This is a genomic window from Nostoc sp., from assembly GCF_036917395.1.
GTDB lineage: Bacteria > Cyanobacteriota > Cyanobacteriia > Cyanobacteriales > Nostocaceae > Nostoc.
In genome coordinates this window covers 16,468-32,137 of sequence record NZ_JBALDI010000012.1, presented here as the reverse complement: position 1 = coordinate 32,137, position 15,670 = coordinate 16,468, and the positions used below count along the sequence as shown (strand labels likewise).

General features: G+C 43.4%; 12 protein-coding genes and 1 pseudogene. 5 read left to right on the top strand and 8 right to left on the bottom strand.

The features are described from left to right. Positions 1–225: 225 nt before the first annotated feature. Entirely contained in the window at positions 226–885 is a 660-nt protein-coding gene (locus V7K46_RS07755) for a lipoate--protein ligase family protein (RefSeq protein ID WP_335112078.1), read from the bottom strand. Between the two features lie 169 nt (positions 886–1,054). Further along, complete coding sequence (locus V7K46_RS07750; RefSeq protein WP_335111976.1) at positions 1,055–1,534, bottom strand: YbjN domain-containing protein; 480 nt, start codon at positions 1,532–1,534, stop codon at positions 1,055–1,057. Between the two features lie 156 nt (positions 1,535–1,690). On the opposite strand from V7K46_RS07750, the gene V7K46_RS07745 reads away from it, so the two are divergent. Beyond that, on the top strand, positions 1,691–2,347 hold the full coding sequence (locus V7K46_RS07745; protein ID WP_335111975.1) for a hypothetical protein: 657 nt from the start codon (positions 1,691–1,693) through the stop codon (positions 2,345–2,347). On the opposite strand, the gene V7K46_RS07740 is transcribed toward V7K46_RS07745, so the two are convergent. The 5 genes from V7K46_RS07740 to V7K46_RS07720 all read right to left on the bottom strand — a co-directional run bounded on the left by V7K46_RS07740 (position 2,267) and on the right by V7K46_RS07720 (position 7,943). After that, the gene (locus V7K46_RS07740) at positions 2,267–3,229 is read right to left on the bottom strand and encodes an aldo/keto reductase (RefSeq protein WP_335111974.1); all 963 of its coding nucleotides are present in this window, start codon (positions 3,227–3,229) and stop codon (positions 2,267–2,269) included. The two genes, V7K46_RS07745 and V7K46_RS07740, sit on opposite strands and share 81 nt — an antisense overlap. A gap of 307 nt (positions 3,230–3,536) precedes the next feature. Then, positions 3,537–3,842, bottom strand: a complete 306-nt coding sequence (locus V7K46_RS07735) for a small RNA NsiR4-regulated ssr1528 family protein (protein ID WP_335112077.1) — start codon at positions 3,840–3,842, stop codon at positions 3,537–3,539. Between the two features lie 178 nt (positions 3,843–4,020). Further along, positions 4,021–4,275 carry a hypothetical protein gene (locus V7K46_RS07730; RefSeq protein ID WP_273767617.1) on the bottom strand — a complete coding sequence of 85 codons (255 nt, stop codon included), beginning with the start codon at positions 4,273–4,275 and terminating at the stop codon, positions 4,021–4,023. A 260-nt stretch (positions 4,276–4,535) separates the two neighbouring features. Then, positions 4,536–7,604 (bottom strand): phosphoenolpyruvate carboxylase, encoded by a 3,069-nt coding sequence (gene ppc / locus V7K46_RS07725; protein WP_335111973.1) that lies wholly within the window; start codon positions 7,602–7,604, stop codon positions 4,536–4,538. Positions 7,605–7,706: 102 nt separating this feature from the next. After that, positions 7,707–7,943, bottom strand: coding sequence for a hypothetical protein (locus tag V7K46_RS07720; RefSeq protein ID WP_273767619.1), 237 nt, complete (start codon positions 7,941–7,943; stop codon positions 7,707–7,709). A 600-nt stretch (positions 7,944–8,543) separates the two neighbouring features. On the opposite strand from V7K46_RS07720, the gene V7K46_RS07715 reads away from it, so the two are divergent. From V7K46_RS07715 to V7K46_RS07700, 4 genes and pseudogenes are all read left to right on the top strand, one after another. Further along, positions 8,544–11,555 (top strand): DUF1574 family protein, encoded by a 3,012-nt coding sequence (locus V7K46_RS07715; RefSeq protein ID WP_335111972.1) that lies wholly within the window; start codon positions 8,544–8,546, stop codon positions 11,553–11,555. Positions 11,556–11,732: 177 nt separating this feature from the next. After that, entirely contained in the window at positions 11,733–13,232 is a 1,500-nt protein-coding gene (locus V7K46_RS07710) for an MBOAT family O-acyltransferase (RefSeq protein WP_335111971.1), read from the top strand. A 327-nt stretch (positions 13,233–13,559) separates the two neighbouring features. Continuing rightward, complete coding sequence (locus tag V7K46_RS07705) at positions 13,560–14,150, top strand: PEP-CTERM sorting domain-containing protein (protein ID WP_335111970.1); 591 nt, start codon at positions 13,560–13,562, stop codon at positions 14,148–14,150. A gap of 129 nt (positions 14,151–14,279) precedes the next feature. Beyond that, positions 14,280–14,450: pseudogene (locus V7K46_RS07700) on the top strand (photosystem II q(b) protein); the annotation flags it as partial. A 61-nt stretch (positions 14,451–14,511) separates the two neighbouring features. Here V7K46_RS07700 and V7K46_RS07695 read toward each other — a convergent pair. Then, positions 14,512–15,630: a PepSY-associated TM helix domain-containing protein gene (locus tag V7K46_RS07695; protein ID WP_335111969.1), complete on the bottom strand. Its 1,119-nt coding sequence runs from the start codon at positions 15,628–15,630 to the stop codon at positions 14,512–14,514. Positions 15,631–15,670 lie beyond the last annotated feature (40 nt).

Sequence of the window (15,670 nt, the reverse complement as noted above, 5' to 3'; positions counted from 1 at the left end):
AACACGGCAACACTCCCAGGCATTTTTTAATTGGTATTTAAAAATTGGATTGGTAGTGCAGTTTAGAAAGTGTCACTCGATATACTTGCCCTTTGATAGATGTAGTGATATCTTATATTTGTGTGTGAGGAGCAAGTTAAGAATAAAAGATGCCTGGGGTGGAAACACGGCAACACTCCCAGGCATTTTTTAATTAATATGCAGAAAAAATTTCTTGCACATGCGCTATTGCTCCAAAATTTCCTCCCACTCAAGCGGCGAGAGGGGTTTTACCTCTATCTGCATATCAAAACAATTACTAGCTGCGGCAATTAAAGCTGCAATAATTTTTTCCACACTCAGACTTTGAGGCAGTTGTATAGTCGTAAAAGATTCTGCACCAAATACTTGAGCGAACAGTTCAGCATCCGGTTGCAAACGGATAGAACCATGTTGTAAAATCACCCCACCACGTCGCAGTTGAGCGCTACCAATGAGTTTGGTACCATCTGGCAAAACTAAATCTGCACTGGTAGCGGTGGCAAAACAGTTAGGGTTGTGGATGTAACCTCGCCCAGCCGTACCGTAATCTAATTCTACGCCGAGCGATCGCCAGCCTTGAATCAAAAACTCACAAATTTTTTCATACACCTGGAGGCGACTACCCATCAGTCCAGATGTTACTACAGCGTAAGTTAAATCACCTTGATGTAGCACTGCCCGTCCACCGCTAGGACGCCGCACTAAATCCAGTTTTTGCCCTTGCCAAGTTAAATTTTGCCAATATTCAGGATATTGGCGTTGATGATAGCCGAGAGAAATGGCAGGTGGCGACCAGGTATAAAAGCGTAGGGTTGACGGATGTCCAGACTGGTGCTGTTTTAGTAACCAGCGGTCAATTGCCATTTGCACATTGCCACCCGCCTCTAGCAAAGGAATTAGTCGCCACACTTTAGAATTCAAGAGTTAGGAGTTAGGAGAGACGCGATTAATCGCGTACAGGAGTTAGGAGTTTTGAATGAAAAAGTTTATATAACTCACCACTCATAACTCATAACTGAAGCGAAGCGATTAGTCAAGCCGCACCAAATTCTGATTGTAAAGCTTCATCGTTATTATCAGCGATGGTTGCCACAATGGTAATCAGCCGAGACACTTCACCAGGAGATAACTCTGCTAAGGTGCGTGTTGAAATCACAACCACTCGGTTTTCAATAATACCAAAACGCGCTTCAAAAGTACTAGAGCAGTTCAACTCCAACAGATACCGCATCAACTTAGGTTCATCTTTAGCAGGTAAATTTAGCACCGCAGACCAAACCGTTATGGTGTCTTCATCGCTTGTGCCGTTGAGTTGGACAAATACCTGCACACTTCCGTACTTAAACTTCCAGAGATAACCACCCTCTGGAGTGTGGTTAACCATCGCACTGTCATCTTGTTCCAAAGAGTCGATGACATTTTCAATTACCTCCAGATGGTTAATGCTCGTCGTGTCAGCGATTAGCTCTTTAATGGATTCGTTACTAGTTAGGTTTTCTTGGTAGCTCGTCATACAGATTTTTTTCTCAACATACTCGCTGTTTTATCTACACATACTTTATAACTTGTGGACGCAGTTAGTTTAAGCTTCCTTTTGCGGCTACTTTCCAAATGCCCAAAGTGTGGGGCTGCGATCGCAATTACAGTTTAAGAAGTTTACAGTCAGTTTTTGCACTTGCTGGCTGCTGCTAAAAACTATGCACAGTACATCAAAGCTCCCAAATATGTTGATGTAATTGAACTATTCATCAAAGAACAACAACGTCATAGAGGCGACTTAGTACAGTTTTGCGTAGTAGCGTTTTTAATGCAAGGCGATGCATTGGCATTGCAGGGGGACGCATTAACATTGCATCTCGATGCATTGGCATTGCAGGGGGACGCATTAACATTGCATCTCGATGCATTGGCATTGCAGGGGGACACATTAACATTGTCAGCCGACGCATTAACATTGCATCTCGATGCATTGGCATTGCAAGGTATCGCCAAATTTAATTCGCTACGAATTAATGAAATGCTGTACTTAGGAAGGTTTTTTCACCTTGCCCAAATACCTGGTTTACAGCGTAACTGGGGCGACACACTGTTTCGGAAAATACGCTATGCAATCCCAACGATGGAGATTTGGACAACTCCGGTGATCATGGTTGAGACTCTAGCAGTGGTCTATTATAAAGCAATTCAAAAAGCAACAAATTCCCCGGTTTTAAAGCAGTTGTGTCAACTAATGCAATCTATGCAATTACGCTGGCATGAATTGCTGGAGGCGCTGTGGCTCCTCTCCCAGCCAATCTGGATTTTGGGCGGTGCTATCGAAAATTGATGAGGTTTTGAAAGGCTCAAACTCGCCGCGTGATGCTGCTTGTGCCGTTTTAGCTAAGAGCGATCGCACCTGCTGGTCGTTCATGGGCTGGAACGTCCGCACTGCTTCAAACGCTTGCTCTAGAATCTCCATGCTATCAATTCCGGTAATCACAACCGATGTGGGCAGATTCAAAGAATATTGTAAACACTCAATTGGCGTTACAGTATTTGAGCGTAAAAGAATACCGTTTCCCAAGCTTTTCATCCCCAGAACGCCGATGTTTTGTTTGACTAGTTCTGGTACAACCAACTTTGCAAAGCTTCGGTAGTGGGCATCCATCACATTGAGCGGCATCTGAGCCGTATCAAATTTAAACCCATAAGTGGCTGCAACTTCCAGCATGTGCAAATGAATATACGGGTCTTTGTGTCCAGTGAAGCCAATGTATCGGAGTTTGCCGGCTTCTTGCGCCTCAATCAAGGCAACATTCGCCCCTTCTTCGTCGAAAACTCGATGTGGGTCTTCGTGCCGAATGATTTCATGGTGCTGCACAAGATCGATGTAATCAACTTGCAGGCGTTGAAGTGATTCGTCTAGTTGTCTTGCTGCTTCTTTCTTAGAGCGACCATCGATTTTCGTCATCAGGAACACTTTGTCTCGGTAGCGATCGCGCAGCGCTTTTCCCATGCGAATCTCGCTGACTCCATCGTTGTAATCCCAACTGTTATCCATAAAGGTGATGCCACGATCAATGGCTGTTCTAACAATTCGGATAGCCAGTTGCTCATCAACGTTTTTCAAGCCAATGTGCCAACCACCCAGCCCAATCGCAGAAACTCTCTCTCCTGTACTGCCGAGAACTCGGTATAACATTTCTGAATTTGACGTAGTTTCTGACATGTATTCTCCAAGTCTTTCAGCTATTACTAAAGTACATATAGCTGTGTACCAATTCAAATACAAGGAAAAGTTGACAATATCTTGCTGAAGATACACTTTTCGACGCTATGGGAAAAAACTCAAGAAGCCAAAATACAGATGGCAATTTGGGATGTGTGAGGTAGAAAATTGAATTGATGTGTTAAGCCCAGACGTGTGGCGGTAAGGGATTAGCAGCATTACGCTGTGCGAAGGAGTGTCAGAGTTTGTCGCCAGACATCGTTAGAGTATCTTATCTCAACGAACTCCTAACTCCTAACTCCTAACTTTATTTACCACTATAGAAAAAGGCAATTTCTTTCTCTTTTAGGGGTGCGAAACTAGCATCTACAAGTAATTGGTCGAGTTCTGCTTGGGGAATGTGTTTTGCACCAATTCGCACAATGCGCGATCGCATAGTATTAGATACGCCACTGCGCTGTCTATTGCCTTCTAGCGCCATGACTTTACCATAAAGTTCTAGCTTGGCAGGCGGAATGGGAGAACCATCAAAATCAATTCCCTGTGCGATCGCTTCATCAATAGCATCAGCACCTGTGGTAGTTTTATTTTCTGGGTTAGTTTCGGTAGGCATGGTGATTTGTTCTTCTTCGCTATAGGTAGATTTTACCAGCCTTGCTGACACCTTTTTCCTGCGGAGGATTAATTGCAATTCTTGGCGCGGCAGTCGAAACCCTAAGATCGGGCTGCCTTGTCTTTGCCTAAGAATTCTATCTTGATTAAGTCTAATGATCTGAATCAAAAAACGTCTACTAATCACGAGCTTGTCGCGTAACCAAACCACCAACAAACGCCCCTAAGACTGTGCCTGTCCATAGTCCTGTTGTGCTACCTTGCCATATTGCTCCTGGTGTCATCCAAGCGTTGCACATCTCCTTGAAACCCCAAGGTTGGTTTTGGCACTTTTGGCTATGCAGCATGATGGTAATTTGCCCACTGGTGTAAGCACCAATAAAACCTGATGACAGCGCCAAAAAAGTGCAAATTAAAATTCTGTTTTTAATCATTAAACCTCTTGCAAAAGTCAAAAAATCTGGAATGTCATTCTGAGCAAAACGCAGTCAAGAGAAGAATCTCACTACTTTGTTTCGCTTTGCTCAACATGACAATTTAAGCATTTATGCAAGAGGTCTATTGGTATTGAGTATTAGGCACTTGTACTGAGCTTGTCCTGAGCGTAGCCGTAAAGCCTGCGGCATAGCTACGCTTAGGGCACAGCCTCTGGTAGAGTTGTATTGGTTATTTCCCTCCTGCTCCCCCTTCCCAATCAACCTGTATTTCTCATCCCGGCTGCAATCCCATTAATAGTTAACAATGCTCCTCGCAGTAACTCGCCTTTGCTGTAACGAGAGTGGATGATTCCAGAAGTAGCCGTAGTATTTAGGGACTGCCGTAGGCGCTTGAGTAGGGAAACTTGGATAAATCCCAAGGGGACAATTGTGCCATTGCGTAACTGCACAGATCGTTGCAAGACAGGATCACCATCTAACAGTCGATTATGGTCGGTGATTTTTAAGACCAAATCCCTTGTAAGATAGAACTCGCTAGCAATTTGCTCAAAAACCTTGGCAAAACGAACCTGATCTTCTGGTTTTGACAATTCTTGGACGTAATGGTGTGCCATTTGCATATCTACTTTTGCCAAGGTCATCTCCGCCTTAGAAATCACCATCTTGAAAAAGGGCCACTTAACGTAAAAGTAACGTAGCAATTTCAAGTGTTCTTCTGGTTCTTCGTTCAAGAAGTTTTGCACAGCTGTGCCAACGCCGTACCAGGAAGGCAGCAAAAAGCGAGTTTGTGTCCAGCTAAATACCCAAGGAATAGCTCGCAGACTACTTAAATCTTTTTTACCAGATGGACGTCGGGCTGGACGGGAACTAATTTGTAGCTGGCTAATTTCTTCAATGGGGGTTACTTGGTGGAAGAAGTCAACAAAATCAGGCTGTTCGTAGATTAGGGCGCGATAATGTTGACGCGATCGCGCTGCTAATTCTTCCATAATTTCATTCCAGGGTTCAATATCATCAAACCCTGTCCGCAGCAGGCTAGCTTGAATCACAGCAGTGGTGATGGTTTCCATGTGGTACAAAGCCAAGTCCAACAAGGAGTATTTGGAAGCCAAAACTTCTCCTTGTTCGGTAATTTTGATTCGCCCATTGATACTATGACCTGGTTGAGCCAAAATCGCCTCGTAAGCAGGGCCCCCACCCCGTCCCACAGAACCACCGCGTCCGTGGAAAATCCGCAGACTTAGATCATAGTTTTCTGCTATTTCTTGCAGTGATTTTTGAGCTTTATGAATTTCCCAGTTGCTGCTTAAAAAACCAGAGTCTTTGTTGCTATCAGAATACCCCAGCATCACTTCTTGCAAGTTAAAGCGGAGGAGGGAGGAAGAGGCAGGGGAAGATAAATTTTCATCAGCATCCTCTGCTTTTGTCTGTTCGTAGCCGCCGGCTAACAAAGCCCGATATAACGGCAGTTCAAACAGTTTCTGCATGACGCTTCTGGAGCGTTGTAAATCTTCTACTGTCTCAAATAGGGGGACAACTTGAATAGTTCCCACAGCAATGGCGGGGTCAAAAAGTCTGGCTTCTTTGGCTAATAGTAGTACTTCCAGCACGTCGCTCACGTCGCGGCACATGCTGATAATGTAAGTTTGGCAGATGTTGACACCAAATTCTTGTTGCAGCGATCGCACAACGCGAAAGGTTTCAATTACATCGTTGGTTTTTTCAGAAAATGGCAATTCTGCCGGAATTAATGGCCGCCGGGTTTGGAGTTCTCCTGTGAGCCAAGCGACTCTTTGCTCCTCAGAGAGTTCGTTGTAAGGTTGAGATAATATTTGCAGGTATTCCAGGATTTCATTGAGCGCATCGGCGTGGCGGGATGATTCTTGGCGGATATCTAGCTGTGTCAAGTTAAAACCAAAAATTTCTACCTGACAGATGAGATTTTCTAATTCTCGACAGCTTAAGCCGGTTTCTGTCAAGTTGCGCTGAATCATTCGCAGTTCTGCTAAAAAATCGGCTCCCGAAAGATACAGGGGGCTGTCTTGATTTTTTGGCGTTTCCCGATTATATAAAGCTAGATTGCGATCGCGAGTATTTTCCAGCCGTTTCAGTACATAAGCCAGTTTCAGCCGATAGGGTTCTTGTCGATAACGCAGCGCCAGTGCGTCGTAGACTTCACTCAACTGGGACTGATCCAACTCTAGAGATTCCAGCAAATCTGGTAATACATCACTCCAGTGCATCGACACACTCAACAATTCAATCAGATTTTTCACTGACTGAATATATCTCCCCAGTACCATTTTGCGCTGATAGCAAGCTGTCTGCCAGGTGATTTCTGGTGTGACTGATGGGTTCCCATCCCTGTCTGAGCCTACCCAGGAGCCGAAAGAGCAAAAGTTTTTACTCGGTGGTTCTAGCCAAGGAAAGGTGTTGGATAGGGTGTGTTTGAAACGTTTATACAGTTGGGGAATCCCATCAAATAAAACTTCTTGGAAGTAGTGTAGGGCATAATCTACTTCATCCAGCACAGTGGGTTTGAACTGGTGAAGTTCGTCTGTGCGCCACCACAGCCGAATTTCTTCGAGCAATTGTTCGCGCACATCTGCTGCTTCCCAAGGATATGCTCCTGGTGTGCTACCAGAGTGGTTTTCCAAGGCATCCAGTTTTTGTAAGAGTTGTACCACCTGTCGCTGCTTATCTCGGATGGTATGACGAACAATTTCCGTCGGGTGCGCTGTGAAAACTAAGCGCACATCCAGATGTGCAATTAGACGTTGAATTTGCTGGGGTGGTACATTCAGTTTGAATAAATAGGGAAACAAGGCAGCGAAAGTACCTTTTGGTTTGACTGGCACTTTTTCTAGATAACTCTTCCTCAGCAACTCTGCTGCTATTCCCCTGCTAACAGGCGCGTCATCTTCTCCTTGATTGGAGGAATAGTTAACATTTGATGCCGTTTCTGGCGCTATAGCCTCTGTTTCTGCCTCATAGCGACTCAATTGCTGCCGTTGTTCATATTCCTGCTCTATGATGTTAATCAACTGAAAATACAGAGCGAAAGCACGAGCTGCGCGGATTGCTTCGTTGATATTTAGTTGTTCAATCAATTTTACGGCTGAGGATGCTTGGTCATTTCTTGCTTGTCCTTCTGGGGAACATAAATCGCGCAACTGGCGCAACAAGTCTACCATGTTTTGACCGCATTCTTGCCGGAGAACTGACTCCCACAATTCTTCCACTACCTGGAGACGATGACGTAAAAATAATTCCGACACCGGGTATATATCCGCAGTTTGAGACGAAGAGTATAAAAGGGAACCCATATTCTCTATTGTTGTAAAGCTAATTACTGTTTACGCTTTTAGGTTTTACACCTAATGCTCATCCTGTTGTTCCTGAGCAAATAATTATTTGGTGTATATTTTTTAAGTTTGATCAGTTTCGTGATCCTCTGGGAAGTCGAGAATGGGTAGGCGATCGCCTCGAAATAATTCTTCACTGGCTTCCCCTATGGCTTCTAGTGCTCTCACTGTAGTTTTTCCTGTAATCAGCAACAGTAATATAGACGCTGTACCTATTTGTAAAAGGAACGACTGGGGAATGCTAAATAAATCCGGATTGGATGCGGGGTTAGATGAGGGCTGTTGGTTGGCAGAAGGCATTGCTAATTTTTGGTTATGGGAATTATGAGTAAAAAGGAGTTAGGAGACGCGACGCCAGTCGCTACAACGGGGGGAACCCCCGCAACGCGCTGGCTGATTAATCGCGTCTGTACAGGAGTTAGGAGTAGAGACGCGATTAACTTGCGTCTGTACAAGAGAGACGCGATTAACTCGCGTCTGTAGAGGAGTTAGGATTACTCCAATGATCAAAAGACGGAGTTTAAATGAGATAAGCTTGTTGTTTGTTTCGCTCATCAGGGCCGTTAGCGCAATGGGACGTAAGTCCAGCTTTAAAGGACAAGTCATCAGCCAGTCATATAGAATTATTCTGACTCCTGGCTCCTAACCCCTGTAGACGCGATTAATCGCGTCTCTCCTAACTCCTAACTTCTAATTTATGACTCCCTATTAGTAAAATAAACGCAAAACTCAACATTAGTCAGACTCGCAACCTGTACAAGACTATCTTGTCCGATTTTGTAAGCTACGAAGGTAACAAAATTGTTAAAAAAAACCGTTACAGTGTGATAAACCTATGGATCTAGTTTACAAGTGCAGGCACTATTCCCCAACAATCGCTTCCTGTAAAGTTAACTTCCGATGAAAACAGTATTACCAGATCGCCAGCAATCCTTAGTGCAATGGGTAAGCCAAGCAACAGGAATCAACACTTTCGGGGTGAAAGTCAGATTACGGGGAAATGACCTTCATATTCTTTGTGAAGGTACAGAATGTCCACAGCGTTGGCGTATTTTGTCTGATTTGCTGCAAGCACTACAGCAAACAAACTTAGATATCCTCACAAACAGCGACCAAACCTCAATATATCAAGTATTTGTCTATGGCCGAAGAAAAGGGGAACAGCGCCCCAAATGGTGCCATCGGGTTTACTTGAATCAAATAGAAAAGCATCTGGAGCAGGTACAGCAAGCACTGCTAGCAGACTCGGAAAAATCAAAACAATCGGGTGGGGCGCTGATTGTCTCTAACGAAAGTTTGGCACGCCAAGGGAACCCAGAGGCTATTGCCAGATATCTCAGCGAAACTCTAAGTACGTTAGGTGTATCGGTACTAGCAAAGATTAAGCCATATAAATCAAAGAACTCTCAGTTGGAAGAAAATCGCCTATGGATATTTTGCCAGTCGAGCTATAGCCCTGATGCATCGTTGCTTGCTGAACCAATAGCGCAGAAGTTGCGTTATCTCAAGCTTTCCGGCTACCAAGATGCAATAATTGTTTCCCAGGTGAGCGGCGAAACAGCCCCTGATTGGCTGCTGCGAGTAGATTTGACGCCACCAGAGGTGATGCTTAAGGAGTGGGCGCGTTGGGGGGATGTCCAAGCGATCGCTCGATTATTAACTGAGGTATTGTCAAGCTTAAAAGTTGCTATCCAAACTTCTGTTAAAGAATCAACCCTACATATCTTTTGTACCCCAGCTTTTGATCCCTTAGGAACTGCCCCAATCCCCGACAAGGTAGTGTGCTTAGAGGCGATTTTACCTCAGCTAGAGGCGATCGCTCCCCAAGGCATTCTCGCCGCCACCGTATACGGACAAAAAGCAGGCGACAAGCAACCCACTTGGATTGATTGGCTGGCTTTACCCGCTGCAAAGCATCCCGTCTTTGCCACATCACCTCTAGATTTGGCGAATACTGGTGATCAACCAGCGATCATTTTTTTACTGGAACGCTTACTCAATCCTGACCTGGATTGGCGGCTATTGACAGGTGGAATTCGCGTCCTCCTGCTGATCAAAAATGATTTATTGCACATCATGTGTGATGCACCAGTTTGTCCAGAGCGTCAACAAGTAGCAAACAAAGTTACGCAGTTTATCCGCCAGTTAAAAATTCCCGGTATTATGGGGGTACGTGTCTACGGTCGCCGGGCTGGAAATAAAGAACCTTTTTGGAGTTATGGCGTTGATCTTGAGCATCGCCAACGTTTAGTCCCAGAAGCAACCCCAGAATTTGCTGCTACTTCTAAATACGTTAACGATCTGGTAACCTCTGAGACTAATGAACCAATTTTGCGCCCCAACTTAACCACAGAAGAAGTTCAAAGTTTTGTCACAGAAGTAGCGCGAGATTGGATGGTAACGGCGAGTGCAACAGCGAAAAAATTCCTGTTGAAAAGCCAGCTATTTACCGAAAGCCAGCAGTCAGCCGAACAGAAACCTGATGTTCAAGGACTTAAGATTGCTCTGGTTTGGGGGACACTGGGATTATTACTTACCCTCCAAACTGATTGGGTGTTGGGTCAAATTATTGCCTGGACTACGCCGACGCCAAAAGTTGCCAGTGTCTTGCCTTCATCATCTTCTGAGCAAAATGTATCTTTAATATCAGGGAAAACTCAGAGTCAGAAACCGACATTTTTTACCAGCACTTCCAAGATAAAATCTCCTCCAAATCAGAGTTCTGTATTTAATGCTTCTGAATTTACTCAAAGTGATGATCCCCCGACAAAGAATTTGGCAGCCGCACCATTGAAGGAAAAGGCAACTGCAACAGCTATTCTTTTAGCAGCGCGATCGCAGATGCCAAGTTTCAATGTCAGGCAGTTAGACGAGCAACTAGCACTGTATAAACAGCGTTTGGCTAGAACTGGTAGTCCGCCAAATGTGTTGATTATTGGCTCCTCCCGCGCCCTCAGAGGAATAGATCCGGCAGCACTTTCTAAAGCTTTAGCGACTCAGGGCTATCCAAATCTTGACGTGTTTAACTTTGGGATCAACGGTGCTACCGCACAAGTTGTAGACTTTGTGATTCGCCACGTACTGGAACCATCAGAGCTGCCTAAAATAATTATCTGGGCAGATGGGGCGCGTGCTTTCAACGGTGGACGTGAGGATATTACTTTTAAATCTATCGCTGCATCAGCTGGTTATAAACAAGCATTCCAAAAAGCGCCACCAACTACCAATAGCAATGATTCGCCCAAAAATCAGGTAAGTTCCGGAGAACAAAAGATAAAAGAAGAAAAACAGGAGATTAGCACTTATGAAGCTGTCAATCATTCATTAAATCAGGCTCTAGCATCTTTTTCTGCTAGCTACCAAAACCGCGACCAAATTAAAAGTTTACTGCAAAAACAACTGTTCATGCTTGGTCGGAATCAGACAGTTACATCACAAAAACAGCTAACAGATGGTACTTCAGATGAAAGTACTTCCCAGCAAGCAGTTGATTTTGATGGCTTTCTACCTTTGTCTATTCGTTTCAATCCTGCTAGATACTATCAAAAACATTCTAGAGTTCCCGGAAATTACGACAACGACTATAAATCTTTCCAAGTAGAAGGAGAGCAGGATGCTGCCTTTCAAGAAATACTTAAGTTTACCCAGTCTCAGAAAATTTCCTTAGTGTTTGTTAACATGCCTCTCACGGAAGATTATTTAGATCCAGTGCGTACACAATATGAGCAAGAATTTCAGCAATATATGTTGCATTTGGCTACTAATCCCAACTTTATTTATCGTGATTTGAGCCAACAGTGGTCAAAAGCAAATGACTACTTTTCTGATCCCAGCCACCTCAACCGCTTTGGAGCATACGAAGTCTCCAAAAAGCTGGCTAATGATCCAATGATTCCTTGGCCAGCGAAGTAGAGAAGTGAGGGGGCAGGGGGGCAGGGGAGCAGGAGGGAAATAACCAAATGCCCAATGCCCAATACAACTCTTGGAAAGGCTGCGCCTTAAGCGTAAGCTATGCCGTAGGCTTTAAGACTTACCTCGGCTCTGCTCGGCACAAGTGCCCAATGCCCAATGCCCAATAACAAATAACAAATGAACTTTATATCAATTTTCTATGGACTGTTCTTGTTGAGTGTGTTAGGAATTTACTGGTCTTTAGCACAACAGAAATTGCGATTGTGGACGCTGCTAATTGCTAGTTTGGTTTTCTATGCATCTTTGCACATCCAGTACATCCCATTACTATTAGCATTGACATTTATTAATTTCCTTGTGGGGTTGGAGATTGGGAAAAACACATCACCAGGAAAACATTCTCTTGACTGGCAAATTTCTAATGAAGAGTGGCAATTTGCCCAAGGTGATTGGAATCGTCGTCGTCTAAAACTTTTGTGGCTGGGGATAACTCTAAATGTTTTACTGTTATTAGTTTTTAAGTATTTTACCCCTTTATTCAAGTTTGTTTTTCATGTACAAACCAATTCACCAGATAGCTCTTTTAAATTGATTGCACCATTGGGAATTTCATTTTTTACCTTTGAATGCATTGCTTATTTAATAGATGTCTATCGTGGTGCCCCTGCGACTGAGCAGTTTCTCAAATTTGCCACCTACAAATTATTCTTTGCCAAACTGATTTCCGGTCCGATTACGCGCTACCACAACTTAGCAAATCAATTCAATACCGTAGCCTTTCCTAGTGCCGATAGAGTATCTGAGGCGCTGTGGTTAATTGCTAGGGGCGCGGTCAAAAAAGGTATTTTGGCAGACCACCTGGGAATTTTCGTTGATTTATGTTTTGGTAACTTACAACGGGCGGGTAGTACCGATCTCTGGTTAGCTACATTCGCCTACGGCTTGCAATTATATCTAGATTTCAACGGTTACGTAGACATTGCCCGTGGTAGTGCTTTGCTTTTCGGCTTGGTTCTACCTGAGAATTTTGACTTTCCCTACTTCAGCACCAATATTGCAGAATTTTGGCGGCGCTGGCACATGACTCTAGGAGATTGGCTACGTAACTATGTCTACTTTCCTTTGGGTGGTTCCCGTCGAGGTTTAGTCCGTACCTGCTGGAATTTATTTATTGTGATGCTAATCGCTGGTATCTGGCACGGTGCTGCTTTAGGTTATGTTGTTTGGGGCATATTCCACGGGTTAGCCTTGGTGGTTCATCGACTTACAGATACGATGAGCGATCGCTTTAAAAATCTAGAACAATTCTGGCAAAATCCTCTGGGTATCTTTGTCGCTTGGTTATTGACCCAACTGATGGTTTTTACCTCTTGGATTTGGTTCCGCTTACCTAATCTCCAAGACTCTTCTTTGGTAATTCGACATCTTTGGGGTTATCCAGCTGACGCCCAGTTTGCTGAAAAGGTCTATGTAGAAGCCTTAAATATGAGCCAATACCAACTCACTTGGGTACTTCTAGCTTTAGCTGCCCTTATGGCTATAGTCTATGCCTTCAACCGAATGCTGAAGTTAGAGTTTAATTGGCCCCTTAAGCTTGTCTTCGTCCCTCTATGTTTCTACGCTGTTTGGTTATTAGCTCCTGAAGGCAGTTTGCCCTACATCTACTTTGATTTTTAAAATTCCATAACACAGAAAAAATTAACTCAAACATGAAGACGATATAGAAATTATTATCTCGTTACAAATCAGTAAGACTTAAAATTTTTCTCAGAGGCTAATTGTAAAGAAGTGTAAAGGCAAATAATTAGTGCGATCAATTCAACCAGATAACAGAATTATCCTATCTTTAGGTATACAACCTGATTGCTCTGCTTTACATTTACTTTATAAATAGCCTTTTTATGTTAATACTTTCTTGAAATTGAAACCAAATTTTCCGTGTTCTAATTCTAAAAGTAAGTTTCTCTTTCTAATCTTTTTTTACGAGAGATATTTTTTATCAACATGAAAAGTAACATAAATAAAAGTACCGTTAAGCTTTTAGCTACGGTAGCTGGAGTAGTCTTAACGACCGGACTAACTGTAGATGGTTCTGCTAACCCTGTTCAGGCTGCCCAGTTTAATTATTCTTACTCTGGTGAGGGAATTGAAGTTAGTGGAGTCTTAACAACCACTGACAGCAGTGGCGCAAATGGCTACCTAACAATCACGGGTATCACGGGACAGCGAAATGGGGAGACAATTACGGCACTACTACCTCCTGGTAGTTTTCCAAATTCAGCGCCTAACGATAATCTCTTCTCCCCAACAAAACCATTCCTTGACTTTAATGGTTTTTCTTACTTAGTTGGTGCTAAATCTGAAAACGTATTTTATTTTGAGGATAAAGGGGGGTATGGAGAAACTGACGATCCAAATATTGCTACTAATCCAGCTAATGCCAGATTATTGAACAAATTTGATATTCAAGCTGTACCCGAACCTTCCAGTATGGGTGGTTTGATCGTAGTTCTTCTGGGCGGCATCTGGCTGCTAAAGAAAAAATCTGCTACCAATGCCAAGCAAGAACTGGCTGAAAAAGTAGGCTTTTCTTAACACTACCTAGAACCCCCATTAGGGCTGGAGTTGATAATTGACTCCAGTCAAAGCCAACCGATCGCGGTTGAAAGACCGTCTAAGTGATTTGTTTCATCAGTAAAACCTTAAATCATCACTATTTCACTATCAATCATTGACTCCCAAGGTCGCGTCATCAGCACCTGGGCAGACGTAATCAACCGCGCTAACTTGGGTATGGAAGTAATGCACGAGCGCAATGCTCACAACTTCCCCCTAGACTTAGCTGCTGGTGAAGTTACTCCTGTAGCAATGACTGCTCCTGCTATCAACGGTTAATTCTGAAGATTAGCTAAATAAGAAGCGCCCTCCAGAAATGGGGGGCGCTTTTTAGTTGTAATTACCTTAAAAGGGACTGGTTAATAAATTCTGTAGGAGATTTTGTCCGATAACGATGCTTCCACATCAGAAAACCAGTAATAAATAAAATCAACGGTGCAAGTCCGACAAACATATAGAAAATACGGGATGGAAGTCCCCAGAAAGTGCCATAGTGCAAATCGTTAAAGGAATTCAGGATGCGATCGCCTAATGATGCAGTCGCGATCGTAGATACTTGTAAAACCTTGCCGCTATACTGGTCAAGAAAAACATCGCCAAGATTAAAGTTAAACCAAAAAGTCTCTTCTGGTTTACTTGGAAAACCAATTATACTAAGTGATGCATTGGGCAGAGCAGCTTGAGCGATTTTTAACTGGTCTTTTAGTCCTAGCGGCGATTGACCGGAAATAGGTACAGAAACCAAATTGGGTTGAGGTTTAGAGAAGGTGACAGCGTAAATTATCGGGTTGACAAATTCAGAAAAGTTCCAGCAAAAGCCTGTGAAAAAGGTAAAGACTAGAAATGTGGCTGTAATTACACCAGCAACTTTGTGAATATCAAAGTTCATCCGCTTAGGATGAGCGTTCCATTTAATTTTGAAGCCAGCAATCAACTTACGCCAACCAGGCCATAAGATAATGCCTGTAATACTCAAGATTGTAAACAGTAATCCTACAATGCCCACAAACTTAAGACCAATGTCACCACTTAAGAGGGTGTAGTGGAGTGGATAGATAATGTCAAAAAATATCTTTTGGAGCGAGCTTGGCTTGGAGTTAGGATTGAGGATTACTCCTGTGTAGGGGTTAACGTAGATTGGCAGCCAGTCAATTTTTTTTGTTTTGAGGATAACCTTTATTGACCGATCTGGCTTTGGAGGTGGGTAATACCGTTGAACAGTTGTATCTGGCTGGTTGGGGTAGGCTTTTTTGACAGTATTAAGGACAACTTCGATTGGTAGTTGTTTTCCTTGAGGGATGATGGTGCCACTTTGATGAGATTGATCGAAACTGTCAATTTCTGTGTGAAAAACCAATAAACTACCCGTCAAGCCGATGATGATTGCAATCAATCCTAGTGTTAGACCCAAGTAACGATGTAGGGTGAATATCAAGTTGCGTACTTTTTTAGAATTCAAGGTAGATGCTCCTCTGCATAATGTCAAAATACGAGATTGG

Bases quoted from the DNA above. Each gene is read 5' to 3' on its own strand.
- V7K46_RS07755 (WP_335112078.1), bottom strand. From the start codon at position 885: ATGGCAATTGACCGCTGGTTACTAAAACAGCACCAGTCTGGACATCCG.
- V7K46_RS07750 (WP_335111976.1), bottom strand. From the start codon at position 1,534: ATGACGAGCTACCAAGAAAACCTAACTAGTAACGAATCCATTAAAGAG.
- V7K46_RS07740 (WP_335111974.1), bottom strand. From the start codon at position 3,229: ATGTCAGAAACTACGTCAAATTCAGAAATGTTATACCGAGTTCTCGGC.
- V7K46_RS07735 (WP_335112077.1), bottom strand. From the start codon at position 3,842: ATGCCTACCGAAACTAACCCAGAAAATAAAACTACCACAGGTGCTGAT.
- V7K46_RS07730 (WP_273767617.1), bottom strand. From the start codon at position 4,275: ATGATTAAAAACAGAATTTTAATTTGCACTTTTTTGGCGCTGTCATCA.
- ppc (WP_335111973.1), bottom strand. From the start codon at position 7,604: ATGGGTTCCCTTTTATACTCTTCGTCTCAAACTGCGGATATATACCCG.
- V7K46_RS07720 (WP_273767619.1), bottom strand. From the start codon at position 7,943: ATGCCTTCTGCCAACCAACAGCCCTCATCTAACCCCGCATCCAATCCG.
- V7K46_RS07715 (WP_335111972.1), top strand. From the start codon at position 8,544: ATGAAAACAGTATTACCAGATCGCCAGCAATCCTTAGTGCAATGGGTA.
- V7K46_RS07710 (WP_335111971.1), top strand. From the start codon at position 11,733: ATGAACTTTATATCAATTTTCTATGGACTGTTCTTGTTGAGTGTGTTA.
- V7K46_RS07705 (WP_335111970.1), top strand. From the start codon at position 13,560: ATGAAAAGTAACATAAATAAAAGTACCGTTAAGCTTTTAGCTACGGTA.